At 70.9% G+C, this 19,242-nt stretch carries 17 protein-coding genes; 6 read left to right on the forward strand and 11 right to left on the reverse strand.

Going from position 1 to position 19,242, the window contains the following annotated elements; translation table 11 throughout:
- Nucleotides 1–89: 89 nt before the first annotated feature.
- From BFF76_RS05080 to BFF76_RS05095, 4 genes are all read right to left on the reverse strand, one after another.
- The gene (locus BFF76_RS05080) at nt 90–506 is read right to left on the reverse strand and encodes a TadE/TadG family type IV pilus assembly protein (RefSeq protein WP_065847400.1); all 417 of its coding nucleotides are present in this window, start codon (nt 504–506) and stop codon (nt 90–92) included.
- Nucleotides 503–1,777 carry a CpaE/TadZ family protein gene (locus BFF76_RS05085; RefSeq protein WP_031092947.1) on the reverse strand — a complete coding sequence of 425 codons (1,275 nt, stop codon included), beginning with the start codon at nt 1,775–1,777 and terminating at the stop codon, nt 503–505. The genes BFF76_RS05080 and BFF76_RS05085 overlap by 4 nt, the downstream gene beginning before the upstream one ends.
- 7 nt (nt 1,778–1,784) lie before the next feature.
- Nucleotides 1,785–2,489 carry a Flp pilus assembly protein CpaB gene (gene cpaB, locus BFF76_RS05090; protein ID WP_031092945.1) on the reverse strand — a complete coding sequence of 235 codons (705 nt, stop codon included), beginning with the start codon at nt 2,487–2,489 and terminating at the stop codon, nt 1,785–1,787.
- An 84-nt stretch (nt 2,490–2,573) separates the two neighbouring features.
- Nucleotides 2,574–3,440: a hypothetical protein gene (locus BFF76_RS05095; protein ID WP_208604816.1), complete on the reverse strand. Its 867-nt coding sequence runs from the start codon at nt 3,438–3,440 to the stop codon at nt 2,574–2,576.
- Between the two features lie 560 nt (nt 3,441–4,000).
- On the opposite strand from BFF76_RS05095, the gene BFF76_RS05100 reads away from it, so the two are divergent.
- Entirely contained in the window at nt 4,001–5,734 is a 1,734-nt protein-coding gene (locus BFF76_RS05100; protein WP_065847402.1) for a chitinase, read from the forward strand.
- 85 nt (nt 5,735–5,819) lie between these two features.
- Here the strand turns inward: BFF76_RS05100 and BFF76_RS05105 are convergent, their stop codons facing one another.
- The 5 genes from BFF76_RS05105 to BFF76_RS05125 all read right to left on the reverse strand — a co-directional run bounded on the left by BFF76_RS05105 (nt 5,820) and on the right by BFF76_RS05125 (nt 11,144).
- Nucleotides 5,820–7,160 (reverse strand): Nramp family divalent metal transporter, encoded by a 1,341-nt coding sequence (locus tag BFF76_RS05105; protein ID WP_065847404.1) that lies wholly within the window; start codon nt 7,158–7,160, stop codon nt 5,820–5,822.
- A gap of 120 nt (nt 7,161–7,280) precedes the next feature.
- Complete coding sequence (locus BFF76_RS05110) at nt 7,281–8,753, reverse strand: GntP family permease (protein WP_065847406.1); 1,473 nt, start codon at nt 8,751–8,753, stop codon at nt 7,281–7,283.
- 160 nt (nt 8,754–8,913) lie between these two features.
- The gene (locus BFF76_RS05115; RefSeq protein ID WP_031092937.1) at nt 8,914–9,324 is read right to left on the reverse strand and encodes a RidA family protein; all 411 of its coding nucleotides are present in this window, start codon (nt 9,322–9,324) and stop codon (nt 8,914–8,916) included.
- Between the two features lie 6 nt (nt 9,325–9,330).
- The gene (locus tag BFF76_RS05120; protein WP_031092935.1) at nt 9,331–10,089 is read right to left on the reverse strand and encodes an IclR family transcriptional regulator; all 759 of its coding nucleotides are present in this window, start codon (nt 10,087–10,089) and stop codon (nt 9,331–9,333) included.
- Nucleotides 10,086–11,144, reverse strand: a complete 1,059-nt coding sequence (locus tag BFF76_RS05125; protein ID WP_065847407.1) for a sugar kinase — start codon at nt 11,142–11,144, stop codon at nt 10,086–10,088. Before BFF76_RS05125 ends, BFF76_RS05120 begins: the two co-directional genes overlap by 4 nt.
- Nucleotides 11,145–11,282: 138 nt before the next feature.
- On the opposite strand from BFF76_RS05125, the gene BFF76_RS05130 reads away from it, so the two are divergent.
- Nucleotides 11,283–12,608, forward strand: coding sequence for an alanine racemase (locus tag BFF76_RS05130; protein WP_053930363.1), 1,326 nt, complete (start codon nt 11,283–11,285; stop codon nt 12,606–12,608).
- Between the two features lie 49 nt (nt 12,609–12,657).
- Nucleotides 12,658–14,280 carry an N-acyl-D-amino-acid deacylase family protein gene (locus BFF76_RS05135; protein WP_031092929.1) on the forward strand — a complete coding sequence of 541 codons (1,623 nt, stop codon included), beginning with the start codon at nt 12,658–12,660 and terminating at the stop codon, nt 14,278–14,280.
- Nucleotides 14,281–14,298: 18 nt separating this feature from the next.
- Here BFF76_RS05135 and BFF76_RS05140 read toward each other — a convergent pair whose 3' ends face one another.
- Both BFF76_RS05140 and BFF76_RS05145 read right to left on the reverse strand, forming a co-directional pair.
- Nucleotides 14,299–15,138, reverse strand: coding sequence for a S1 family peptidase (locus tag BFF76_RS05140; RefSeq protein ID WP_031092928.1), 840 nt, complete (start codon nt 15,136–15,138; stop codon nt 14,299–14,301).
- 315 nt (nt 15,139–15,453) lie between these two features.
- On the reverse strand, nt 15,454–15,807 hold the full coding sequence (locus tag BFF76_RS05145) for a winged helix-turn-helix transcriptional regulator (RefSeq protein WP_051834572.1): 354 nt from the start codon (nt 15,805–15,807) through the stop codon (nt 15,454–15,456).
- 96 nt (nt 15,808–15,903) lie between these two features.
- Here BFF76_RS05145 and BFF76_RS05150 point away from each other — a divergent pair, with 96 nt between their 5' ends.
- The 3 genes from BFF76_RS05150 (at nt 15,904) to BFF76_RS05160 (ending at nt 19,226) form a co-directional block, all read left to right on the forward strand.
- Complete coding sequence (locus BFF76_RS05150) at nt 15,904–16,800, forward strand: NAD(P)-dependent oxidoreductase (protein ID WP_053930415.1); 897 nt, start codon at nt 15,904–15,906, stop codon at nt 16,798–16,800.
- 117 nt (nt 16,801–16,917) lie between these two features.
- The gene (locus BFF76_RS05155; protein WP_031092922.1) at nt 16,918–17,730 is read left to right on the forward strand and encodes an arylamine N-acetyltransferase family protein; all 813 of its coding nucleotides are present in this window, start codon (nt 16,918–16,920) and stop codon (nt 17,728–17,730) included.
- 284 nt (nt 17,731–18,014) lie between these two features.
- Nucleotides 18,015–19,226, forward strand: coding sequence for a pyridoxal phosphate-dependent aminotransferase (locus tag BFF76_RS05160; RefSeq protein ID WP_031092920.1), 1,212 nt, complete (start codon nt 18,015–18,017; stop codon nt 19,224–19,226).
- Nucleotides 19,227–19,242 lie beyond the last annotated feature (16 nt).

The raw sequence follows: 19,242 nt of genomic DNA on the forward strand, positions 1-19,242 counted from the left end.
GGACAGGCCCCGGTGCCTCCCCCTGCCCTCGGCCCGGCGCCTGTCCCGGTCCGGCCGCGCGTAAGGCTCGTACGGGTTCCATGCGCACGTCACTTCCCTTCCGCGGCCGCGCCGGCCGTCGCCCTGACGTGAACGGGGAGGTCGGCGAAGCCCGGGAACAGGACCGGGGCCTTCAGCGTGACGGTGGTCGTGACCATGTCGCTGTCGCCTCCTCCGCCGCAGTCGATCTCCGCGGGCCCCTCCCAGGCCCCGGGGAGCCGTTCGTTCACCGCCGCCTCGCACCGGCTCTGCCGGTCTCCGGCGTCCGCGGCGACCGCTTTGCGTACGCCTTCGTCCGCCGCGCCGCTCGCCAGGGTGAACGTGTAGCCCACCAGCACGGCCTGCCAGAGCAGCACCAGCGTCACCAGGATGATCGGCACCATCCCCGTGAACTCGACGCTCAGCTGGCCGCGTTCGTCGCGCAGCCGCGCCCGTATCCGGCCCGGCTCTCCCCCGTGCCCCTTCACTGCCGGCCTCCCCCGCCGGTCGTGCCGCCCCTGCGCCTGCGGCCTCCGACCGCGCCCCTGTCGCCGCGCAGTGTGCCCCCGCGCGACTCCGCTCCCGGCGAAGGCTTCACGAGTCCGAGCTCTCCCGCCAGGGCCCAGAGGGCCTGTTTCACGCTGGAGCGTGCGTCCAGTTCGTGCATCCGGCCGGAGTCCACCGCCCCCTGGAGCTCCTTGAAGTTCGCCGGTACCGCCGTGCCCGCCATCCGGGTCCCGGTGATCCGCTGGATCAGGCCGGGCTGGATCTCCGTGTTGCGGTTGAAGCGGTTGACGAGGGTGACCGTCTCCTCGGCCTTGCGGATCTGGAGCCGGTCCCACATCCGCACGATGCGCTTGGCTCCCCGCACCGCGACGACGTCCGGTGTCGTCACCAGCACAGCGGTGTCGGCCATCTCGATCGCCGCGGCGTTGGCCCCGCTCATCTGGCTGCCGCAGTCGATGACGACGACCTCGTAGCGCGAGCGCAGGGCGCTGACGATCTGGCGGGCCGAGCGGTCGCTGACCTCTTCCCCGCGTTCGCCCTCCCCGGGTGCCAGCAGCAGTGCCAGGCCCGTGTCGTGCGAGAAGACCGCGTCGGAGAGGACCCGCGGGGATATGTCGGTGATGGCGGCCAGGTCGACGACGGAACGCCGGAACTGCACGTCGAGATAGGCGGCGATGTCGCCGGTCTGCAGATCCAGGTCGACGAGCGCGGCCGTGTGCCCCGAGGCCTGTGCGGCCAGGGCCAGCTGTACGGCCGTGACGGTCGTCCCGACCCCGCCCTTGGCCCCGGTGACCGTGACGACCGTACCGCCGGGCCCGGTGAACACATCACCGCCGGACCCGAGATGACGTCGTACGCCCGTGGACCACTGCGCTGCGGCCTGCACGCGGTTGGCGAGTTCCTCGTAGCTCAGGGGGAGGGTGACCAGGCCCCGGGCTCCCGCGTCCATGGACGCCGCGAAGAGTCCGGGACTCGCGTCGGTGGTGATCAGCACGACCCCTACGGCGGGGAAGCGGAGGGAGACCTCCCGGATCAGTTCCAGGGCGGGCACCGGACCGATCAGCTCATGCACCAGCACGACTTCGGGCAGTTCCTCGACGGCCTCGCCGGCCAGCCGGGCGAGGGTGTCGATGAGCTGCGTCGAGTCACCGACCGGCGCGGCCGGCTCCGCGTCGGGGAGCTGGCTCAGCAGGGTGGTCACGGACCTTGCCGCGTCGGCGTCGCCGACCGCCGGGAGGATTCTGGTGGTCATCCCATCCTCACTTGTCCTTGTCGAGCGTGTAGGTCCGGTCGCCCGGACGGATGGTGCCGTCGCTGCCGGGAGCGATCAGTGCGAGCCGTACGTGCTGGGCGAAGGACTCGGCGTAGGCCACGCGCTGGGTGTCGATGGTGTTGAGCGCGAAGGTGATCGGCACGGCCTCGGACGCCTGGTTCCTGTCGTCCCTGCTGGGCTCCAGTGGGGTCAGCTCACCGACGTCGAGCACCTTGGCGTTGGAGACGATCACCTTGGACTGGGACGCCTCGCCGTCCCGCTCGCCCTCGAAGGTGGCGTAGATGTTCACCCTGTCGTTCGGCCGGATCTTGCCGGCCACTCCCGTCGCGGCGTCGATCATGATGGCGATCTCCTGCTCGCCGGGGCGCAGTTCCGGACTCTGCACCATCATGTCGGACTGCATCAGGGAGCCCTTGCGCAACTGGGTCACGGCGATCTTGCCGTCGACCTCGTCGATGTCCGTGACGGCGTTGTCCGACAGCCAGCGTTCGGGCATGGAGACCTTCTCGAACTGATCGGCCGTGAGCGCCTTGTAGGGGGCCACGTTCGACTTGAGCCGGTAGGCGTCGACCTCGGGCCCGACCTTCGAGTTGACGTCGCTGATCACCGAGAGCACCCCGGCGAAGGCGCCGAAGGCGCACAGGACCGACAGGAGCAGGAGTATCACGCCGCGGCGCTGGCGGGAGTTCATGGGCCGGACAACCTCGTTCGGTTCGGATGCGGGGAGCAGGGGACGGTGAGCGGTGCGCGGTGTCGGCCCAGAGCCCTGGGCGCCCTAGGAGTTCGGTGGAGCGTGCGCGCCCCGGGTCAGGGCGCGCGGGGGGTGCGCGCGGTTCTCGGCCGGTGCCAGCGGGGACGAACAGAACCCGCAGCGGTCACCGATGAGCTCCATTCCGCACCAGTGGCACCTCTCCCGGCGCACGGAGGAGACGAGCTGGTAGACCACGGAGATGTCCGGGAGGAAGGAAGCGAATTCGACCACCTTCCCCGTGCCCCACCAGCGGGGCGAAGCGGAGGGCAGCGCGCATTCCTGGACGGCCTGCACCCCCCAGGCCGGGGCGAGGGTCTGCTGGACCCACTCGGAGGCCAGCTGCCCCCTGGCGACCAGCAGCTGTGTGGCGAAAGGAGGTCCGGCCGGCGGTTCGACGTCCGGGCCGATCCTGATCAGCTGGGGGCTCGGGCCGGTGAGTACGGCGAACATCGAGCCGGGCACCCATGACCTGGCGTGCGTCCTGAGGCTCACGGGGACCCGGTCGAGTCTGGCCACCGAGTTCAGCAGGGCTCCGGCGTGGATGTAGTGGGTGAGCAGCCGCGCGGCCGAGGCGACCACTCCCGGGCTGAAGTCGCAGATGGACAACTGGCGCAGCTGGCGCACCAGTACGGCCACGCCCAGCGGCGGCAGGTCCACCTTGAGCAGGGCGATGCGGTCGCTCTCCAGGACGGACCGGATGGCGTACAGCCTGCGTTCGTGGGCGGGACTGATGCCCGTGGGGTAGACGGCGACCACATGGCCGTGCTGCTCCAGGAGCAGGTTCATGTCGCCGATCGCGAGGTCGAGGGGCTGGGCTTCGGGTGCCTGCAGGAGGGCCGCTGTGGGTGTCTGCTGATCGGTCGGCGGTAGCACCAGATCAGCACTGGTCACTGCTATTGCGGTCGGCACGCTCTTCCCCGTTCGGCACCGGCCGTCGTCATGGGTGACTCCGGCCGCAATCGCTCCTGCTCCGTGCTTCTTCCCCAGCACTTTAACCACGTCATACCAGGCAGAGAACAGTTATCGGAACCCAGCACGAAGTCGTACGGCACTCGCGTTCGCAGCGCCTCCGTACGAAATCGGACGAAAAGCAGAGCCGTTAACTCCGGCACCACTGCGCAGAGTTACCCCGTCCCCTCGGGTTTGGAATCCCAGGGAATTCATCCGCGCAGGTCGGAGCGGACACCACCCGTATTCCCAGGCTCTCCGCGATATCCACTCCGTCACGGTCCCGGCGCCCCGGCCGCGTCACCCGCACGGGTGTTCCCCGGGTGCCCGCGAGCGGTCACCCGAAGGTGAGCGACAACAGCGCCCGGCACCCCGGTCACCCTCGCCGCGCACATCCGGATCGCCAGAGGTCTTGACAACTTGATTGGTCTGGACCAGTTTATCGCCCAACGGTGGCCACCGTTCCCCGCCAGCACCCCCAACTCCCCCACCGGAGGCAGCAAGTGGAACGCTCCGCAGGCAGCAGCAGGCACAGAAGACGCCGGGTCCGGCCGCTCCTCGGCGGGGCCGTCGCCGTCGTCGCGGCCGGAGCACTGGCCGTCACCGGGCTCGCCGGGTCCGCACAGGCGGCCGACGTCAACGTGGCCAGGAACGCCGGATTCGAGTCCGGGCTCGCCAACTGGACCTGTTCCGGCGGCAGCGGCACCACGGTCTCGTCCCCCGTGCACGGCGGCACATCCGCGCTCAAGGCCACCCCGGCCGGGCAGGACAACGCCAAGTGCACGCAGACCGTGGCTGTGAAGCCCGGCTCCACCTACACGCTCAGCTCCTGGGTGCAGGGCGGCTACGCCTACCTCGGAGCGAGCGGCACGGGCACGACGGACGTCTCCACCTGGACGCCCGGCTCCAGCAGCTGGACGCAGCTGCGGACCAGCTTCACCACGGGCCCATCCACCTCCTCCGTGACCGTCTACACCCATGGCTGGTACGGCCAGGCCCCCTACGTCGCCGACGACGTCCAGGTGACCGGCCCCGACGGCGGCGGTGGCACCGACCCCGAGCCGGCGATCCCCGGGGCCCCCGCAGGCCTGACCGTCGGCACGACGACGTCCTCCTCCGTGGCCCTGTCCTGGAACGCGGTCTCCGGCGCCACCGGCTACACGGTCTACCGGGGCGGCACGAAGGCGACCACCTCCACCGGCACCTCCGCGACGGTGACCGGGCTGGCCGCCGACACGGCGTACCAGTTCTCCGTGAGCGCCACCAACGCGGCCGGTGAGTCCGTCAGGTCGGCCACCGTGAGCGGCCGTACGGCCAAGGCCACCGACCCGGGCCCCGGTCCGGTGACCTCGGTGCCCAAGCACGCGGTGACCGGCTACTGGCAGAACTTCAACAACGGCGCCGCCGTGCAGAAGCTCAGCGACGTCCCCGCGAACTACGACATCATCGCCGTCTCCTTCGCGGACGCCACGGCCACGCCCGGTGCCGTCGCCTTCAACCTGGACTCGGCGGGGCTGAACGGCTACACCGTCGCGCAGTTCAAGGCCGACATCAAGGCCAAGCAGGCCGCCGGCAAGAACGTCATCATCTCCATCGGCGGCGAGAAGGGGACCGTCGCGGTCAACAGCGACGCCTCCGCCACCGCGTTCGCCGACTCGGTGTACGCGCTCATCCAGGAGTACGGCTTCAACGGCGTCGACATCGACCTTGAGAACGGCCTCAACTCCACCTACATGACGAAGGCCCTGCGCTCCCTGTCGTCGAAGGCAGGCTCCGGCCTCGTCATCACGATGGCGCCGCAGACGATCGACATGCAGTCGACGTCCGGTGAGTACTTCAAGACGGCGCTCAACATCAAGGACATCCTGACGGTCGTCAACATGCAGTACTACAACAGCGGTTCGATGCTGGGCTGCGACGGCAAGGTCTACTCGCAGGGCTCGGTGGACTTCCTCACCGCGCTCGCCTGCATCCAGCTGGAAGGCGGCCTCGCCCCCTCCCAGGTCGGCCTCGGCGTTCCCGCCTCGACCCGCGGCGCGGGCAGCGGCTACGTCGCCCCGTCCGTCGTGAACGCGGCCCTGGACTGCCTGGCCAAGGGCACGGGCTGCGGTTCCTTCAAGCCCTCCAGGACCTACCCGGACCTGCGCGGCGCGATGACCTGGTCCACCAACTGGGACGCGACCGCGGGCAACGCCTGGTCCAACGCGGTCGGCCCGCACGTGCACGGTCTGCCGTAACCCGCCGGTCCGCCGGGCAACGTACCAGCAGCGCCGCCGCTCCCCCGGCGGCGCTGCCGCGTCGTCGCGGACGTCTACGCCACCGTCACCAGGGCAGGTCGCGCACCTGCTGGACGCACAGCACGACGAACAGCAGTCCCGCCGCGCCCAGCATCCCGTTGCTGAGCCAGCCGTTGCGCCACTCCCTTGGCGTACGGGACGAGTTGAGCAGCCAGATCAGGGTCAGGGCCAGGAACGGCATGAAGAACGCGCCCAGGACCCCGTAGCCGATGACCAGCCCGAAGGGCTCGTCCAGCCACAGCAGCGTCATCGGGGGGAACGTCAGCCAGAGAAGGTACGCGCGGAAGGGGACGGACCGCTCCTGCCGGCCGACCGTCCCGCCGCCCGCCTTGTCGACGGCCGCGCCCGCGTCGCCGCGGCCGGCCCGGATCCGCTCCACGAAGTCGGCGAACATCAGGCTCACGCCGTGCCACACACCGATGAGCGACGAGAACGACGTCGCGAAGAAACCGACCAGGAACAGCTTCGCGGTGCCCGCGCCGAAGCGGTCCTCCAGGACCTTGCCGAGGTCGATCAGTCCACGGTCGCCCTGTGTGAGCGCGATCTGCGAGGAGTGCAGCAGCTCGGCGCCGACGATGAGCATCGCGACGACGAAGATGCCGGTGGTGATGTAGGCGACCCTGTTGTCGATCCGCATCACCTTCATCCAGGCGGAGTCGGACCAGCCCTTGGCGTTCACCCAGTACCCGTACGCCGCCATGGTGATGGTGCCGCCGACCCCGCCGATCAGCCCGAGGGTGTAGACCAGCGAGCCGTCGGGGAGTACGGGGAGCAGCCCCGCGAAGGAGGCGCCGAAGTCCGGTACCACCCGGATGGCGACGTAGACCACGACGACGAACATCACGCCGATCAGGACCGTCATGACCTTCTCGAAGACGGCGTACTGGTTGAACCAGACGAAGACCAGGCCGATCAGCCCGGTGATGATCGCCCAGGTCTTCAGACCCGGTCCGTCGGGGAAGAGCGCCACGATGGGCAGGGCGCTGGAGGACATGGCCGTGGCGCCGTACACGAAGCCCCAGACGACCACGTACACCGCGAAGTAGCCGGTGGTCCAGCCGCCGAGGGTGCGCCAGCCGTCGAAGAGGGTACGGCCCGTGGCGAGGTGCCAGCGGCCCACCGCCTCCGCGAGGGCGATCTTGACGAGGCAGCCGATGACGGCTGCCCACATCAGGGTGTAGCCGAATTTGCTTCCCGCGATGAGCGTCGCGACCAGGTCCCCGGCTCCGACTCCGGTGGCCGCGACGACGATGCCGGGTCCGATGTACTTCCAACTGGACTTCCGGGGCCCGGAGGCCGTCTCCCCGGCTGCCGCCCCGGTTCCTGCCCCGGGCCCTGACTCTGTAGTTCCGCTTGTCTCCGCCATGCCGATCAACGAAGCGTAAAGAACGGATTCGCACAAGGGTGCGCGCACGCCCCGTTCGCCGTCACGGGGCGTGCGCGCCGGGGAGCGGCTCCCAGGGCCTCTCGTTCGGATCGACCGGCCCTAGATCACCAGGCTCAGCGCCGCCGCGACCACGAAGCCTGCGACCGAGAGGACCGTTTCCAGGACCGTCCAGGTCTTCAGGGTGTCCCGCTCGGAGATGCCGAAGTACTTCGAGACCATCCAGAATCCGCCGTCGTTGACGTGCGAGGCGAAGATGGAGCCCGCCGAGATCGCCATGATGATCAGCGCGAGGTGGGCCTGCGACATGTCCTGGCCCTCGACGAGCGGGACGACGATGCCGGCGGTGGTGACGATCGCGACCGTCGCCGAGCCCTGCGCGACCCGCAGGACGACGGAGATCAGCCAGGCCAGCAGGATGACCGGCAGGCCGACGTCGTTGAAGGTGTCGGCGAGCGCGTCGGCGATGCCGCTTCCCTTGAGTACGGCTCCGAAGATCCCGCCCGCGCCGACGACCAGCAGGATGTTGCCGACGGGCTTGAGCGAGGACGTCGAGACGGACTCGAGGGACTTGCGGGACCAGCCGCGCCTGATGCCCAGCAGGTAGTAGGCGAGGAACAGGGCGATCGTCAGCGCGACGAAGGGGTTGCCGAAGAACTCGACGACCGAGCGCAGGGTGGACGGGTCGAGTGCGATGGAGGAGAACGTCGCGGCCAGGATGAGCACCAGCGGGGTGCCGATGATCGCGAGCACGGTGCCGAGCGGGACGGGCTTCTCCGGCGGGGTGACACCGGCCGCGCTCTGTTCGACGACGACGGCGGCCTTGGACTCCTCGGCCGCCTCGACCATGTCCTGCGGTACGTCGACGAAGATGCGCTTGCCGATCCAGGCGGCGTAGCCCCAGGCGGCGAGGACGGACGGGATGCCGACGAGGGCGCCCATCAGGATGACCCAGCCTAGGGAGACGTTGAAGAGGCCCGCCGCGGCGACCGGTCCGGGGTGCGGCGGCAGGAACGCGTGGGTCATGGAGAGACCGGCCAGCAGCGGCATCGCGTACAGGACGACGGACTTGCCGGAGCGCTTCGCGGCGGCGTACACGATCGGTGCGAGGACGAAGATGCCGACGTCGAAGAAGACCGGGATGCCGAAGATGAGGCCGGTGAGGCCCATGGCGAGCGGGGCGCGCTTCTCGCCGAAGAGATTCAGCAGGCGGCCGCTCAGGACCTCCGCGCCGCCGGACACCTCCAGGATGGCGCCGAGCATCGTGCCGAGGCCGATGATGATCGCGACGTGTCCGAGGATGCCGCCCATGCCGGACTCGATGACGGAGACCGCGGCGGACTTCTGGACCGTGCCGAAGAGTTCGGTGACGGAGAGACCGGCACCCAGGCCGACGGCTATGGACACGGCGAGCAGCGCGACGAACGGCTGCAGCCTGACCTTGATGATCAGGTAGAGCAGGAGTGCGATCCCCAGGGCGGCGACGGTCAGCAGACCGGGGGTCCCTCCGATCAGGAGGAGCAGTCCACCGGTGTGGGGTGGCACTTCGGGCGCGGGGGCGGCGGCGAGCAGCATGAGCGGTCAACTCCGGTGGTGACAGGGTCCTTCGGGGCAGGGGGGAGCGCGGCACGGCGCCCGTGTGCGGGTGGGGGACGGGGCGCCGTGCCGTGGGGCGAGCGGTTCAGGAAGCCGGCTGTACGGGGATCCGGGACGACCGGGCCGGCGGATCAGATGGTCAGCCGAGGACGGCGAGGGCGTCGATCTCGATGAGGAGCCCCTCGGGCAGGCCGACGTACACCGTCGTACGGGCGGAGGCGGGAGCCTTGAGGCCCTGCTCCTCGAAGTACTCGTTGTAGATCGCGTTCATCTCGGCGAAGTGGTCGACGTCCGTGAGGTAGACGCGCATCATCATGACGTCGTCCCAGCTCGCGCCGCCCTCCTCCAGGATCGCCTTGACGTTGGCGAAGGTCTGCAGGGTCTGCTCGCGCAGCGTCGGGCCGGCCGGGGTGGGGGCCTGTCCCTCCACGGCGGGCAGGAAGCCGACCTGACCGGCGACCTGGAGGATGTTCCCCTTCTTCACGCCGTGCGAGAACTTCGCGGGAGGCGTGGTGTGGGTGCTGGGGGTGAGGGCGGTCTTCTCGGTCATGGTGGTTCAGGCTTTCTTGGTGGGGGTGGTGCCGGAGTACTCCCGGCTGATGGTGTCCGCGGTGCGGCGCACCAGCGGGAGCAGGGTGAGGAGTTCCTCGGCGGTGACGACAACGTTCGGTGCGGACACCGACATGGCGGCGACGACCCGCCCGTCCGCGCCCCGGATGGGGGCGCCGACGCAGTTGATGGACTCCTCGTGGCCGCCGAGGTCGGTGGCCCATCCCTGTTCGCGTACGACGGCGAGCTCCTTGAGGAAGGCGCCTGCGTTCGGGACCGAACGGGACGTGTACATGGGGTAGTCGAGCCGTTCGGCGATCGCGCGCCGTTCGGGCTCGGTGAGGTCGGCGAGGAGCAGCTTGGCGACCGCGGCGACGGTGATCGCGACGGGTTTGCCGATCCGTGAGTACATGCGCACGGGGTAGCGGCTCTCGACCTTGTCGATATAGAGGACCTCGTTCTCCTCGTACACCGCGAGGTGGACGGTGTGCCCGCACTGCTCGTTGAGTGCGACGAGGTGGCTGTGGGCGATCTCGCGCACGTCGAGGTTCTCGACGGCTTCCTGCGCGAGGGCGAAGAGCCGCGCGCCGAGGCGGTAGCGCTGGTCCTCCTGGCGGTAGACGAGGCCGTGCTCGTGGAGCGTACGGAGCAGGCGCAGCGCCGTGGACTTGTGGACGCCGAGCCGCTCGGCGACCTGGCCGAGGTCGGCGGGGCCCTGGGCGAGCAGCGGCAGGATGCTCAGCGCGCGGTCGACGGTCTGGCTCATGTGACTCGTACCTCCTCGTTCGCCCCGGCGGCGAGTGTCCAGCCGGGGCCGAGACGAAGTGTGCCCCAGGCGTCGTCCTCCAGGGCGGCGAGCCGGTCGGCGTACGCGCGGGGCGGGGGGCCGGTGAGGTCGCCGGGGACGGTGAGGACGGCGGCGGCCATGAGGTGGCCGTGCCGGGCGCGGTCGCGTACGGGCAGGTCGCGCAGGGTGGCGGAGAGGAATCCCGCGGCGAAGGCGTCGCCCGCGCCGACGGCGGCCACGACGTCGACGCGCAGGGAGGGGACGCCGGTGACGGTGTCACTCTCCGGGCTGTCGCCCGTCCGCGAGAAGACGGTGACGCCCTGTGCGCCCCGCTTCACGACCAGGACGCCGGGCTCCGGAAGGGCCGCGCGGATCGCTTCCGCGCCGCGGACGCCCCATGCCTCCTCCGCCTCGTCCTCGCCGACGAAGACGAGGTCGCAGCGGCGGGCGAGGTCGAGGAGCACCTCGGGGCCGGCCGCGCCGTCCCGCCAGAGGCCGGGGCGGTGGTTGACGTCGAAGGAGATCAGCGGGCGGGCGTCGCGCGGCGCGGTGAGGTCGTGGAGGAGTGCCAGGCAGTCGGCGGAGAGCGCGGCGGTGATTCCGGAGAGGTGCAGGACGCGGGCGGGGAGGAGATCCTCGTACGGGACGTTGTCCGGGGACATCGCGGAGGCCGCGGAACCGGCCCGGTAGTACGCCACCTCGTGCGTGTCGGTGGCCCGGTCCGTCGCGGTGCGGAAGTAGATGCCGGTGGGGCGGTCCGGGTCGCGGCGCACGGCCGAGGTGTCGACCCCGTAGCCGGTGATCGTGTCGACGAGGTGGTCACCGAAGCCGTCGGCGCCGACCCTGCCCACCCACTTCGCCCGGTGGCCCGCGGCGGCGAGCGCGCAGGCGACGTTGGACTCGGCGCCGCCGATGCCCCGGCCGAAGGAGGGGACGTCGGCGAGGCGGCCCGGCTGCGAGGGCAGGAACGTCACCATGGACTCGCCGAGGCAGACGACGTCCGCGGTGGCTGTCCTGGCTGCGGATCCGGACACTCTGGGCTCCTCATGGTCGGCCGTGGGCGCCGGTGCTCACCATTGACCCGGCATCGGCCAGGATGTTAGACAGCGTTAAGCGATATGCGCAATGGTCGTTGCAGAGAATGCAACGATGACGTTTCCGAGGAGGATCCCTTGGCCGCCCAGCAGCACGCCGAACAGTCCGTGCCGGCACTCGCCGGTGAATCCGTGACGGCACTCGCCGGTGAAGTGGTCGACCACCGCTTCAAGGCGCTGCCGCCCGACGCGGAGGGGATGACCGTCGGCGCCCTCGCGGCCGAGCGCCGCAACCTCTTCACGGGCGGCTTCACCACCCCCGTACTGGCCCTGTCGGCGGAGTCGGTCGAGGCCAACCTCGCCCTGCTCGAGACGTACGCGGAGCGGCACGGCCTGGCCTTCGCGCCGCACGGCAAGACGTCGATGTCCCCGCAGCTGTTCGCCCGTCAGCTGGAGTACGGCGCGTGGGGCATCACCGCCGCCGTCCCCCACCAGGCCCGGGTCTACCGCGCCTACGGAATCCGGCGGATCTTCCTGGCCAACGAGCTCGTCGACGCGGTGGCGCTGCGCTGGCTGGCCGGCGAGCTGGACGCCGACCCGGAGTTCACGTTCGCCTGCTACGTCGACTCCGTGCGCGGCGTCGAGCTGATGGACGAGGCCCTGCGCGCGGCCGGTGCCGTGCGCCCGGTCGACGTCGTGGTGGAGCTGGGAGCCGGCCAGGGCGCCCGCACCGGCGCCCGCACGGAGGCCGACTGCGCGGCGGTCGCCGACGCGGTGGCCGCCGCGTCCACCCTGCGCCTGGTGGGCGTCGCCGGTTACGAGGGCGAGGTGCCGGACGCCTCCCCCGAGCGGGTACGGGAGTGGCTGCGCCGGCTCGTCGCGCTGGCCGCCGGCTTCGACGCGGCCGGCCGCTTCAGCGCCCTCACCGACGGCGAGGAGATCCTGGTCAGTGCGGGCGGCAGCGCGTGGTTCGACGCGGTCGCCGACGTCTTCGCCGACGTCCCCGCGCTGAGCCGGCCCGTCCTCAGGCTGCTGCGCTCCGGGGCGTACGTGAGCCACGACGACGGCCACTACCGCCACCTCACCCCCTTCAACCGGATCCCCGAGGAGGGCACGCTGCAGCCCGCCTTCCGGCTCTGGGCGCAGGTCGTCTCCCGCCCCACCCCCGAGCAGGCCTTCGTCAACGCGGGCAAGCGCGACGCCGCCTACGACCTGGACCTCCCCGAGGCGCAGGTCGTCCGCTCCGGACGCGACGGCTCGGTGCGGCCGGCCACCGGTGTCACCGTCAGCGGGCTGTCCGACCAGCACGGCTGGGTGCGTACGGACGCGGGCGCGGAGCTGGAGGTCGGCGACTGGATCGGCATGGGTCTCTCGCACCCCTGCACCTCCTTCGACAAGTGGCAGCTCATCCCGCTGGTCGAGGCGGACGGCACGGTCACCGACTACATCCGCACCTTCTTCTGACCGCGGCGGGAGCGGCGGAGCCCTCCCCCACCCCGAAAGGCCACATCTCATGGACCTGGTCATCCGCGACGCCCGCGTCGTCGACGGCACCGGCGGCCCCTCCTACCGCGCCGACGTGGGCATCACGGACGGCCGGATCTCCGAGATCCGCCGCGAGGGCGACGGCCCCCGCCCCACCGCCGCCCGCACCCTGGACGCCGGCGGCCTCGCGCTCTCCCCGGGCTTCATCGACATGCACGCGCACAGCGACCTCGCCCTGCTGCGCGACCCGGACCACAGCGCGAAGGCCGCCCAGGGCGTCACCCTCGAAGTCCTCGGCCAGGACGGCCTGTCGTACGCCCCCGCCGACGACCGCACCCTCGCCGAGGTCCGCCGCTCCATCGCCGGCTGGAACGGCGACGGCAGTGACATCGACTTCGACTGGCGCACCGTCGGCGGCTATCTCGACCGCCTCGACCGGAACTTCGGCGGCCGGGGCATCGCCGTCAACGCCGCCTACCTCATCCCGCAGGGCACGGTCCGGATGCTCGCGGTGGGCTGGGACGACCGCCCCGCCACCGCCGCCGAGCTGGAGCACATGAAGGAGCTCGTCGCCCAGGGCATGGCCGAGGGCGCGGTAGGCATGTCCTCGGGACTGACCTACACCCCCGGGATGTACGCGAAGGACGCCGAACTCACCGAGCTGTGCCGGGTGGTGGCGGCGCACGACGGCTACTACTGCCCCCACCACCGCTCGTACGGCGCGGGAGCGCTCCAGGCGTACGAGGAGATGGTGCGGCTCACCCGCGACGCCGGCTGCGCCCTCCATCTCGCCCACGCCACGATGAACTTCGGCGTGAACAAGGGCAGGGCCCCGGAGCTCCTCTCCCTTTTGGACGACGCCCTCGCGGCCGGCGCGGACATCTCCCTCGACACCTATCCCTACACGCCCGGCTGCACGACCCTCGTGGCGATGCTGCCGAGCTGGTCGGGCGAGGGCGGGCCGGAGTCGCTCCTGACCCGGCTCGCGGACGAGGCGACGGCGGAGCGGATACGCCATCACCTGGAGGTCCTGGGCTCCGACGGCTGCCACGGCGTCCCGATCGAGTGGGACAGCATCGAGATCTCCGGCGTCGGTTCACCCGCCCTGTCCGAATACGTCGGCCGTACGGTGGCCGAGTCGGCCCGGCTGCGCGGCGAGGAGCCCTGGGTGACGGCCCGCCGGGTGCTCGTCGAGGACCGCCTCGGCACGACGATCCTCCAGCACGTCGGCCACGAGGAGAACGTCCGGCAGATCATGCGCCACCGGGTGCACACCGGGGGCAGCGACGGCATCCTGCGGGGCGACAAGCCGCACCCCCGCGCCTACGGCACGTTCCCCCAGTACCTGGGCCGCTACGTGCGGGAGCTGGGCATCCTGTCCCTGGAGGAGTGCGTCGCCCACCTCACTTCCCGCCCGGCCGCCCGTCTGCGCCTGCCGGACCGCGGACTCGTACGCGAGGGCTACCGCGCGGACCTGGTCCTCTTCGATCCGGCCACGGTGGCGGCCGGATCGACGTTCGAGGAGCCGCGCACGCTCCCGGTGGGCATCCCGCACGTCCTGATCGACGGCCGCTTCGTCATCGAAGAGGGCAGGCGGACCTCCACGCTGGCGGGCCGGGCGGTGCGGGGCGGTGGCCGGCCGGCGGCCTGACCCGGCCGGCCACCGGCCTCACGGCTTGGGCAGGGTGCAACCGGCCCGGTTCAGGTCGATCTGGTTGCCGGTGCCGATGCACGGCACCATGTTGTACGTCTGCTGGGCGTAGTTGATGCCCTTGCGAACGGTCACGGTGCCGTCCTCGGCCACCTCGCACGGGTTGTTGTCCGTGCACCGCTGCCCGTCCTCGTTACCGGTGTTGTTGACGGCCACCACCTTGCCCGTCGCGTCGTCGATCACCGGGGACCCGGACGTACCGCCGATGGTCTGGCAGGCGGAGGTGTAGCGGACCGAGTCCTTCCAGGTCCAGGCCCCCTCCTTGAGGCGGTACGCGAAGCCGTCCACGGCGCAGCTGTAGGTGCGCTTCCAGTACCCGGAGGCGACCGTGATCGCCCTGCCCTGCGTCGGGCGCGCGGAGTCGAGTTCCAGGGCCTTGATGCCGTAGGAGCTCTCGATCTGGGCGTAGGTGCGGGTCAGCTGGTAGAGCGAGAGGTCGGTGTCCGTCATCGTCCCGTAGGCGATCTTGGACGCCCGCAGGGTGCCGACACCGCTGCCGGCGGCGTTCAGCAGGGTGAAGCTGCGGGTCGACGCCTTGTTGAGCACGACCTCGCCCGGGTCGGGGAAGCCGGTCTCCAGGCAGTGGCCGTTGGACAGCACGAGCGCGGGGTCGCCCGGCTGCGACGAGGGCGCCCGGACGACCGAGCCGGAGCAGTTGCTGAGCGCGACCGTGCCGGCGAAGGTGACCGCCTTGGCGCGGACTTCGGCCGTGTCCGGGTTCGTGGCCGCGGCCGCGGGTGCGACGCCCGCCCCGAGGAGCAGGACGGAAAGAAGTGCGCCGACGAGAGGCTTGTTCATGTGGGAGGTCCCCTCCAGATGCGTCTGTCACCGGAGTTCTTCCGGTTTTTGACATGCGCATGTTGTCGCACAGCGATCAGTCCGACAAGGGGTGAAATCAAGCCGCCGGGCGATTCGGCGCACGGGCCCGCCGTCCGCGAGGCCGTGCGGACCCTCCCCGCACTCCCGGTCACGGGCAGGCCGAGGAGCCCGCCGGCCGGCACCAGGGCCGGTCGGCGGAGCTGACGCACCGTGGGCAGCTCGCCGGTGACCGGCGTGCACATGTGAACCGGTGACCGGCGTGCACATGTGAACCGGAGGCGGGCTGCCGGACACTCAGCCGGACGCCGCCCCCGCAGCCGTGTCCCGCAGGACGTTCTCCCGCCCCCACGCCCCCAGGGGCTCCAGCGCGTCGTTGAGTGCCACGCCCCGTGGCGTCAGCGAGTACTCCACACGGGGCGGCACCTCGGCATGCTCCTCACGGTGCACGATGCCGTCCCCCTCCAGCTCGCGCAGATGCGACGCGAGCACCTTCTCGGTCACCCCCGGCACCTGCCTGCGCAACTCGCCGAAGCGGAGCGTCCGCTCGTTCAGCGCCCAGAGGATCAGCACCTTCCACTTCCCGCCGATCACGTCCATCGCCGCGTCGATCCCGCAGGTGTACGAACCAGGCCGCCGAACGGTCCCCATGCCCTGTGCCTCCCAGCTGGTCACTCACCACAGCGTAACCACCCACTTCCAGGTGGGTACTTGATCACGCCGCGGCCTGCGGCAACCCTCGTGGTCATGACCGATGACACCGTGCGGGAAGCCGCGCAGAAGAAACCCGTCACACTTCTCGGGCTCGGTGCCATGGGCACCGCGCTCGCCGACGCCTGGCTCACCGCCGGGCATCCCGTGACCGTGTGGAACCGGAACCCCCGGCGTGCCGGGCCCCTCGCCGCCCGGGGTGCGGCCGTGGCGGCCACGGCAGCCGAGGCGGTGGCCGCCGGCCGGCTCGTCGTGCTCTGCCTGCTCGACGACGACTCCGTGGACGAGGCCCTGGCCGAGGCCGACCTGACGGGCAGGGACCTGGTCAACCTCACCACCGGCACCCCCCTCCGGGCGCGGGACCGCGCCGCCTGGGCGCAGGCCCGGGGCGCCCGGTTCCTGGACGGCGGGATCATGGCCGTACCACCGATGATCGGCGTACCGGAATCCGGCGGATACGTCTTCTACAGCGGCTCGTCCGGCGCCTTCGAGGACCACCGGGACACACTGGCCGTGCCCGCCGGCACCCGGTACGTCGGGGAGGACCCCGGCTTCGCCGCGCTGCACGACGTGGCGCTGCTGAGCGCCATGTACGGGGCGTTCTCCGGCATCACCCATGCCTTCGCACTCATCCGCCGCGAGGACATCGACCCCGAGGAGTTCGTGCCGCTCCTCGTCGACTGGCTCACCGCCATGGTCCCGGCCGCGCACACGACCGCGGCGCGGCTGAACAGCGGCGACCACACGACAGGGGTGGTCTCCAACCTGGCCATGCAGGTCGCGGGCAGTGCCACGCTGGTGCGGACGGCGGAGGAACAGGGCGTCGACACCGCACTGCTGACCCCTTATCTGCAGCTGATGGAGCGGCTGCTGGAGGAAGGGGGCCACGACCACGAGGACACCGCCCGCGTGGTCGACCTGCTCACCCGCTGAGCGCGGCGGCCCCGGCCCCGCGTACGCCGTCGCTCGCAGGTGCCCGCACCCCCGCCGTCGCGGAACGGGGTGGGGACGGGCTCGGCTCCGCGGGGCCCGTCTGCGTACTGTCGAAGCATGACACTCGACCTCGACGCCTACTTCGCCCGCATCGGCTGGTCCGGGGAGCGCCGCCCCACCGTGGAGGTGCTGCGGTCCGTGCACCGCGCCCACATGCTGGGCATCCCGTTCGAGAATCTGGAGCCCGTCCTCGGCAGCGCCCCGTCCCTCGAGCTCCCGGACCTGGAGGAGAAGCTCGTCCGCAGCGAACGCGGCGGGTACTGCTACGAGCACAACACCCTGCTGGCCGCCGTCCTGACGCAGCTCGGCTTCCGGGTGACACTGCTGACCGCACGGGTGGTGGTGGGCGCCGCGCCCGGTGACGTCCGGCCCCGCACGCACATGCTGATGCAGGTGGACGTGGAGGGGGAGTCCGCCTCCTGGCTGGCCGATGTCGGCTTCGGCTCGCACGGCGCACTGCTGGAGCCGATCCCGCTGGTGGTGGACGCCGAGCTGCTCGACACGCCGCGCCACCACCGGCTGGTGCACGCCCCGCACGACGGACCGCTGGAGATGTGGGAGCTGCAGACGGAGAAGGGGGGCTACTGGGAGCCGCAGTACGAATTCACCCTGGAGCCCTTCGAGGCCCCGGACTACGAGGTCATCAACTGGCACATCGCGACGAACCCGCGCTCGCCGTTCCGGCAGGCGGTGTACGCCCAGCGCACCCTGCCGGGGCTTCACCGGGCGCTGTCCGGACGGACCCTGGTGGAGACCGCCGACGACGGCACGGTCACGGAGCGGGAGCTGGCCGACTCCGCCGAGGTGCTGCGGGTGCTGGCCGAGGACTTCGGCGTACGCATCCCCGAGGGGACCGTCCTGCCCGGCTGACCAGGCCGCGCGCCCCGTCCGTGCGCCGGCAGGAGCCGACTTGTGCGGGCGGGGCCGGGGGCGCACCGGACAGGGCTCGCGCCCCCGCGTGGCGCATCTCACCCGGTCCCGCGCCCCATGCCCGCATTCCAAGCCGCGACGCCGCCCCGACCGGCCGTTCCCACGGTTCGCGGCCGGGGCTGCATGCCGATGGAAGACCCGGCGCACCGCCGTACGCCCCCGGAGGGAGCAACCGGTGCGCGAACCGGGAGCACCGTGCGAAACGCGGTCGTAAGCTCGCTGACATGCAGGTCATCCAGTCCACGAAGCTCTCCGGCGTCTGTTACGAAATCCGCGGCCCCGTGCTCGAGGAGGCGACGCGGCTCGAAGCCGCAGGTCATCGCATCCTCAAACTCAACACGGGCAACCCCGCGGCGTTCGGCTTCGAGTGCCCGCCGGAGATCCTCGAGGACATCCTGCGCAACCTCTCGGGCGCGCACGGCTACGGCGACGCGAAGGGCCTGCTGTCCGCGCGCCGCGCGGTGATGCAGCACTACCAGACCAAGGGGATCGACCTCGGTGTCGAGGACGTCTACCTGGGCAACGGCGTCTCCGAGCTGATCCAGATGTCGATGCAGGCGCTGCTCGACGACGGCGACGAGGTACTCGTCCCCGCTCCGGACTATCCGCTGTGGACGGCCTCGGTCTCGCTGGCCGGCGGCACGGCCGTGCACTACCGCTGCGACGAGCAGGCCGACTGGATGCCCGACCTCGCCGACATCGAGCGGAAGATCACCGACCGCACGAAGGCGCTCGTGATCATCAACCCGAACAACCCGACCGGCGCGGTCTACGACGACGAGATGCTGCGCGGGCTCACGGAGATCGCCAGGCGCCACAACCTGGTCGTCTGCTCGGACGAGATCTACGACCGGATCCTCTACGACGGCGCGACGCACACCCCCACCGCGGCGATCGCCCCCGACCTGATGGTGCTCACCTTCAACGGGCTCTCCAAGAACTACCGGATCGCGGGTTACCGCTCGGGCTGGATGGCGGTCTGCGGCCCGAAGGCGCACGCCTCCTCGTACATCGAGGGCCTGACGGTCCTGGCCAACATGCGCCTGTGCGCCAACATGCCCGCGCAGCACGCGGTGGCCACCGCGCTCGGCGGGCGGCAGTCGATCAACGAGCTGGTACTGCCGGGCGGGCGGATCCTGGAGCAGCGGGACACGGCGTACGACCTGCTGACGCAGATCCCCGGGGTGACCTGCGTGAAGCCGAAGGGCGCGCTCTATCTCTTCCCGAGGCTCGATCCGAAGGTCTTCAAGATCAAGGACGACCGGCAGATGGTCCTCGACCTGCTGCGCGCGGAGAAGATCATGGTGGTGCAGGGCACGGGCTTCAACTGGCCGGAACCGGACCATTTCCGGGTGGTCACACTGCCGCCGGCCAAGGAGCTGACCGACGCGGTGACGCGTATCGGAAACTTCCTGGACGGCTACAGCCAGCCCTGAGCGAACCAGAGCCTCC

The sequence above is a fragment of the Streptomyces mutomycini genome (assembly GCF_001700505.1).
Lineage (GTDB): Bacteria > Actinomycetota > Actinomycetes > Streptomycetales > Streptomycetaceae > Streptomyces > Streptomyces mutomycini.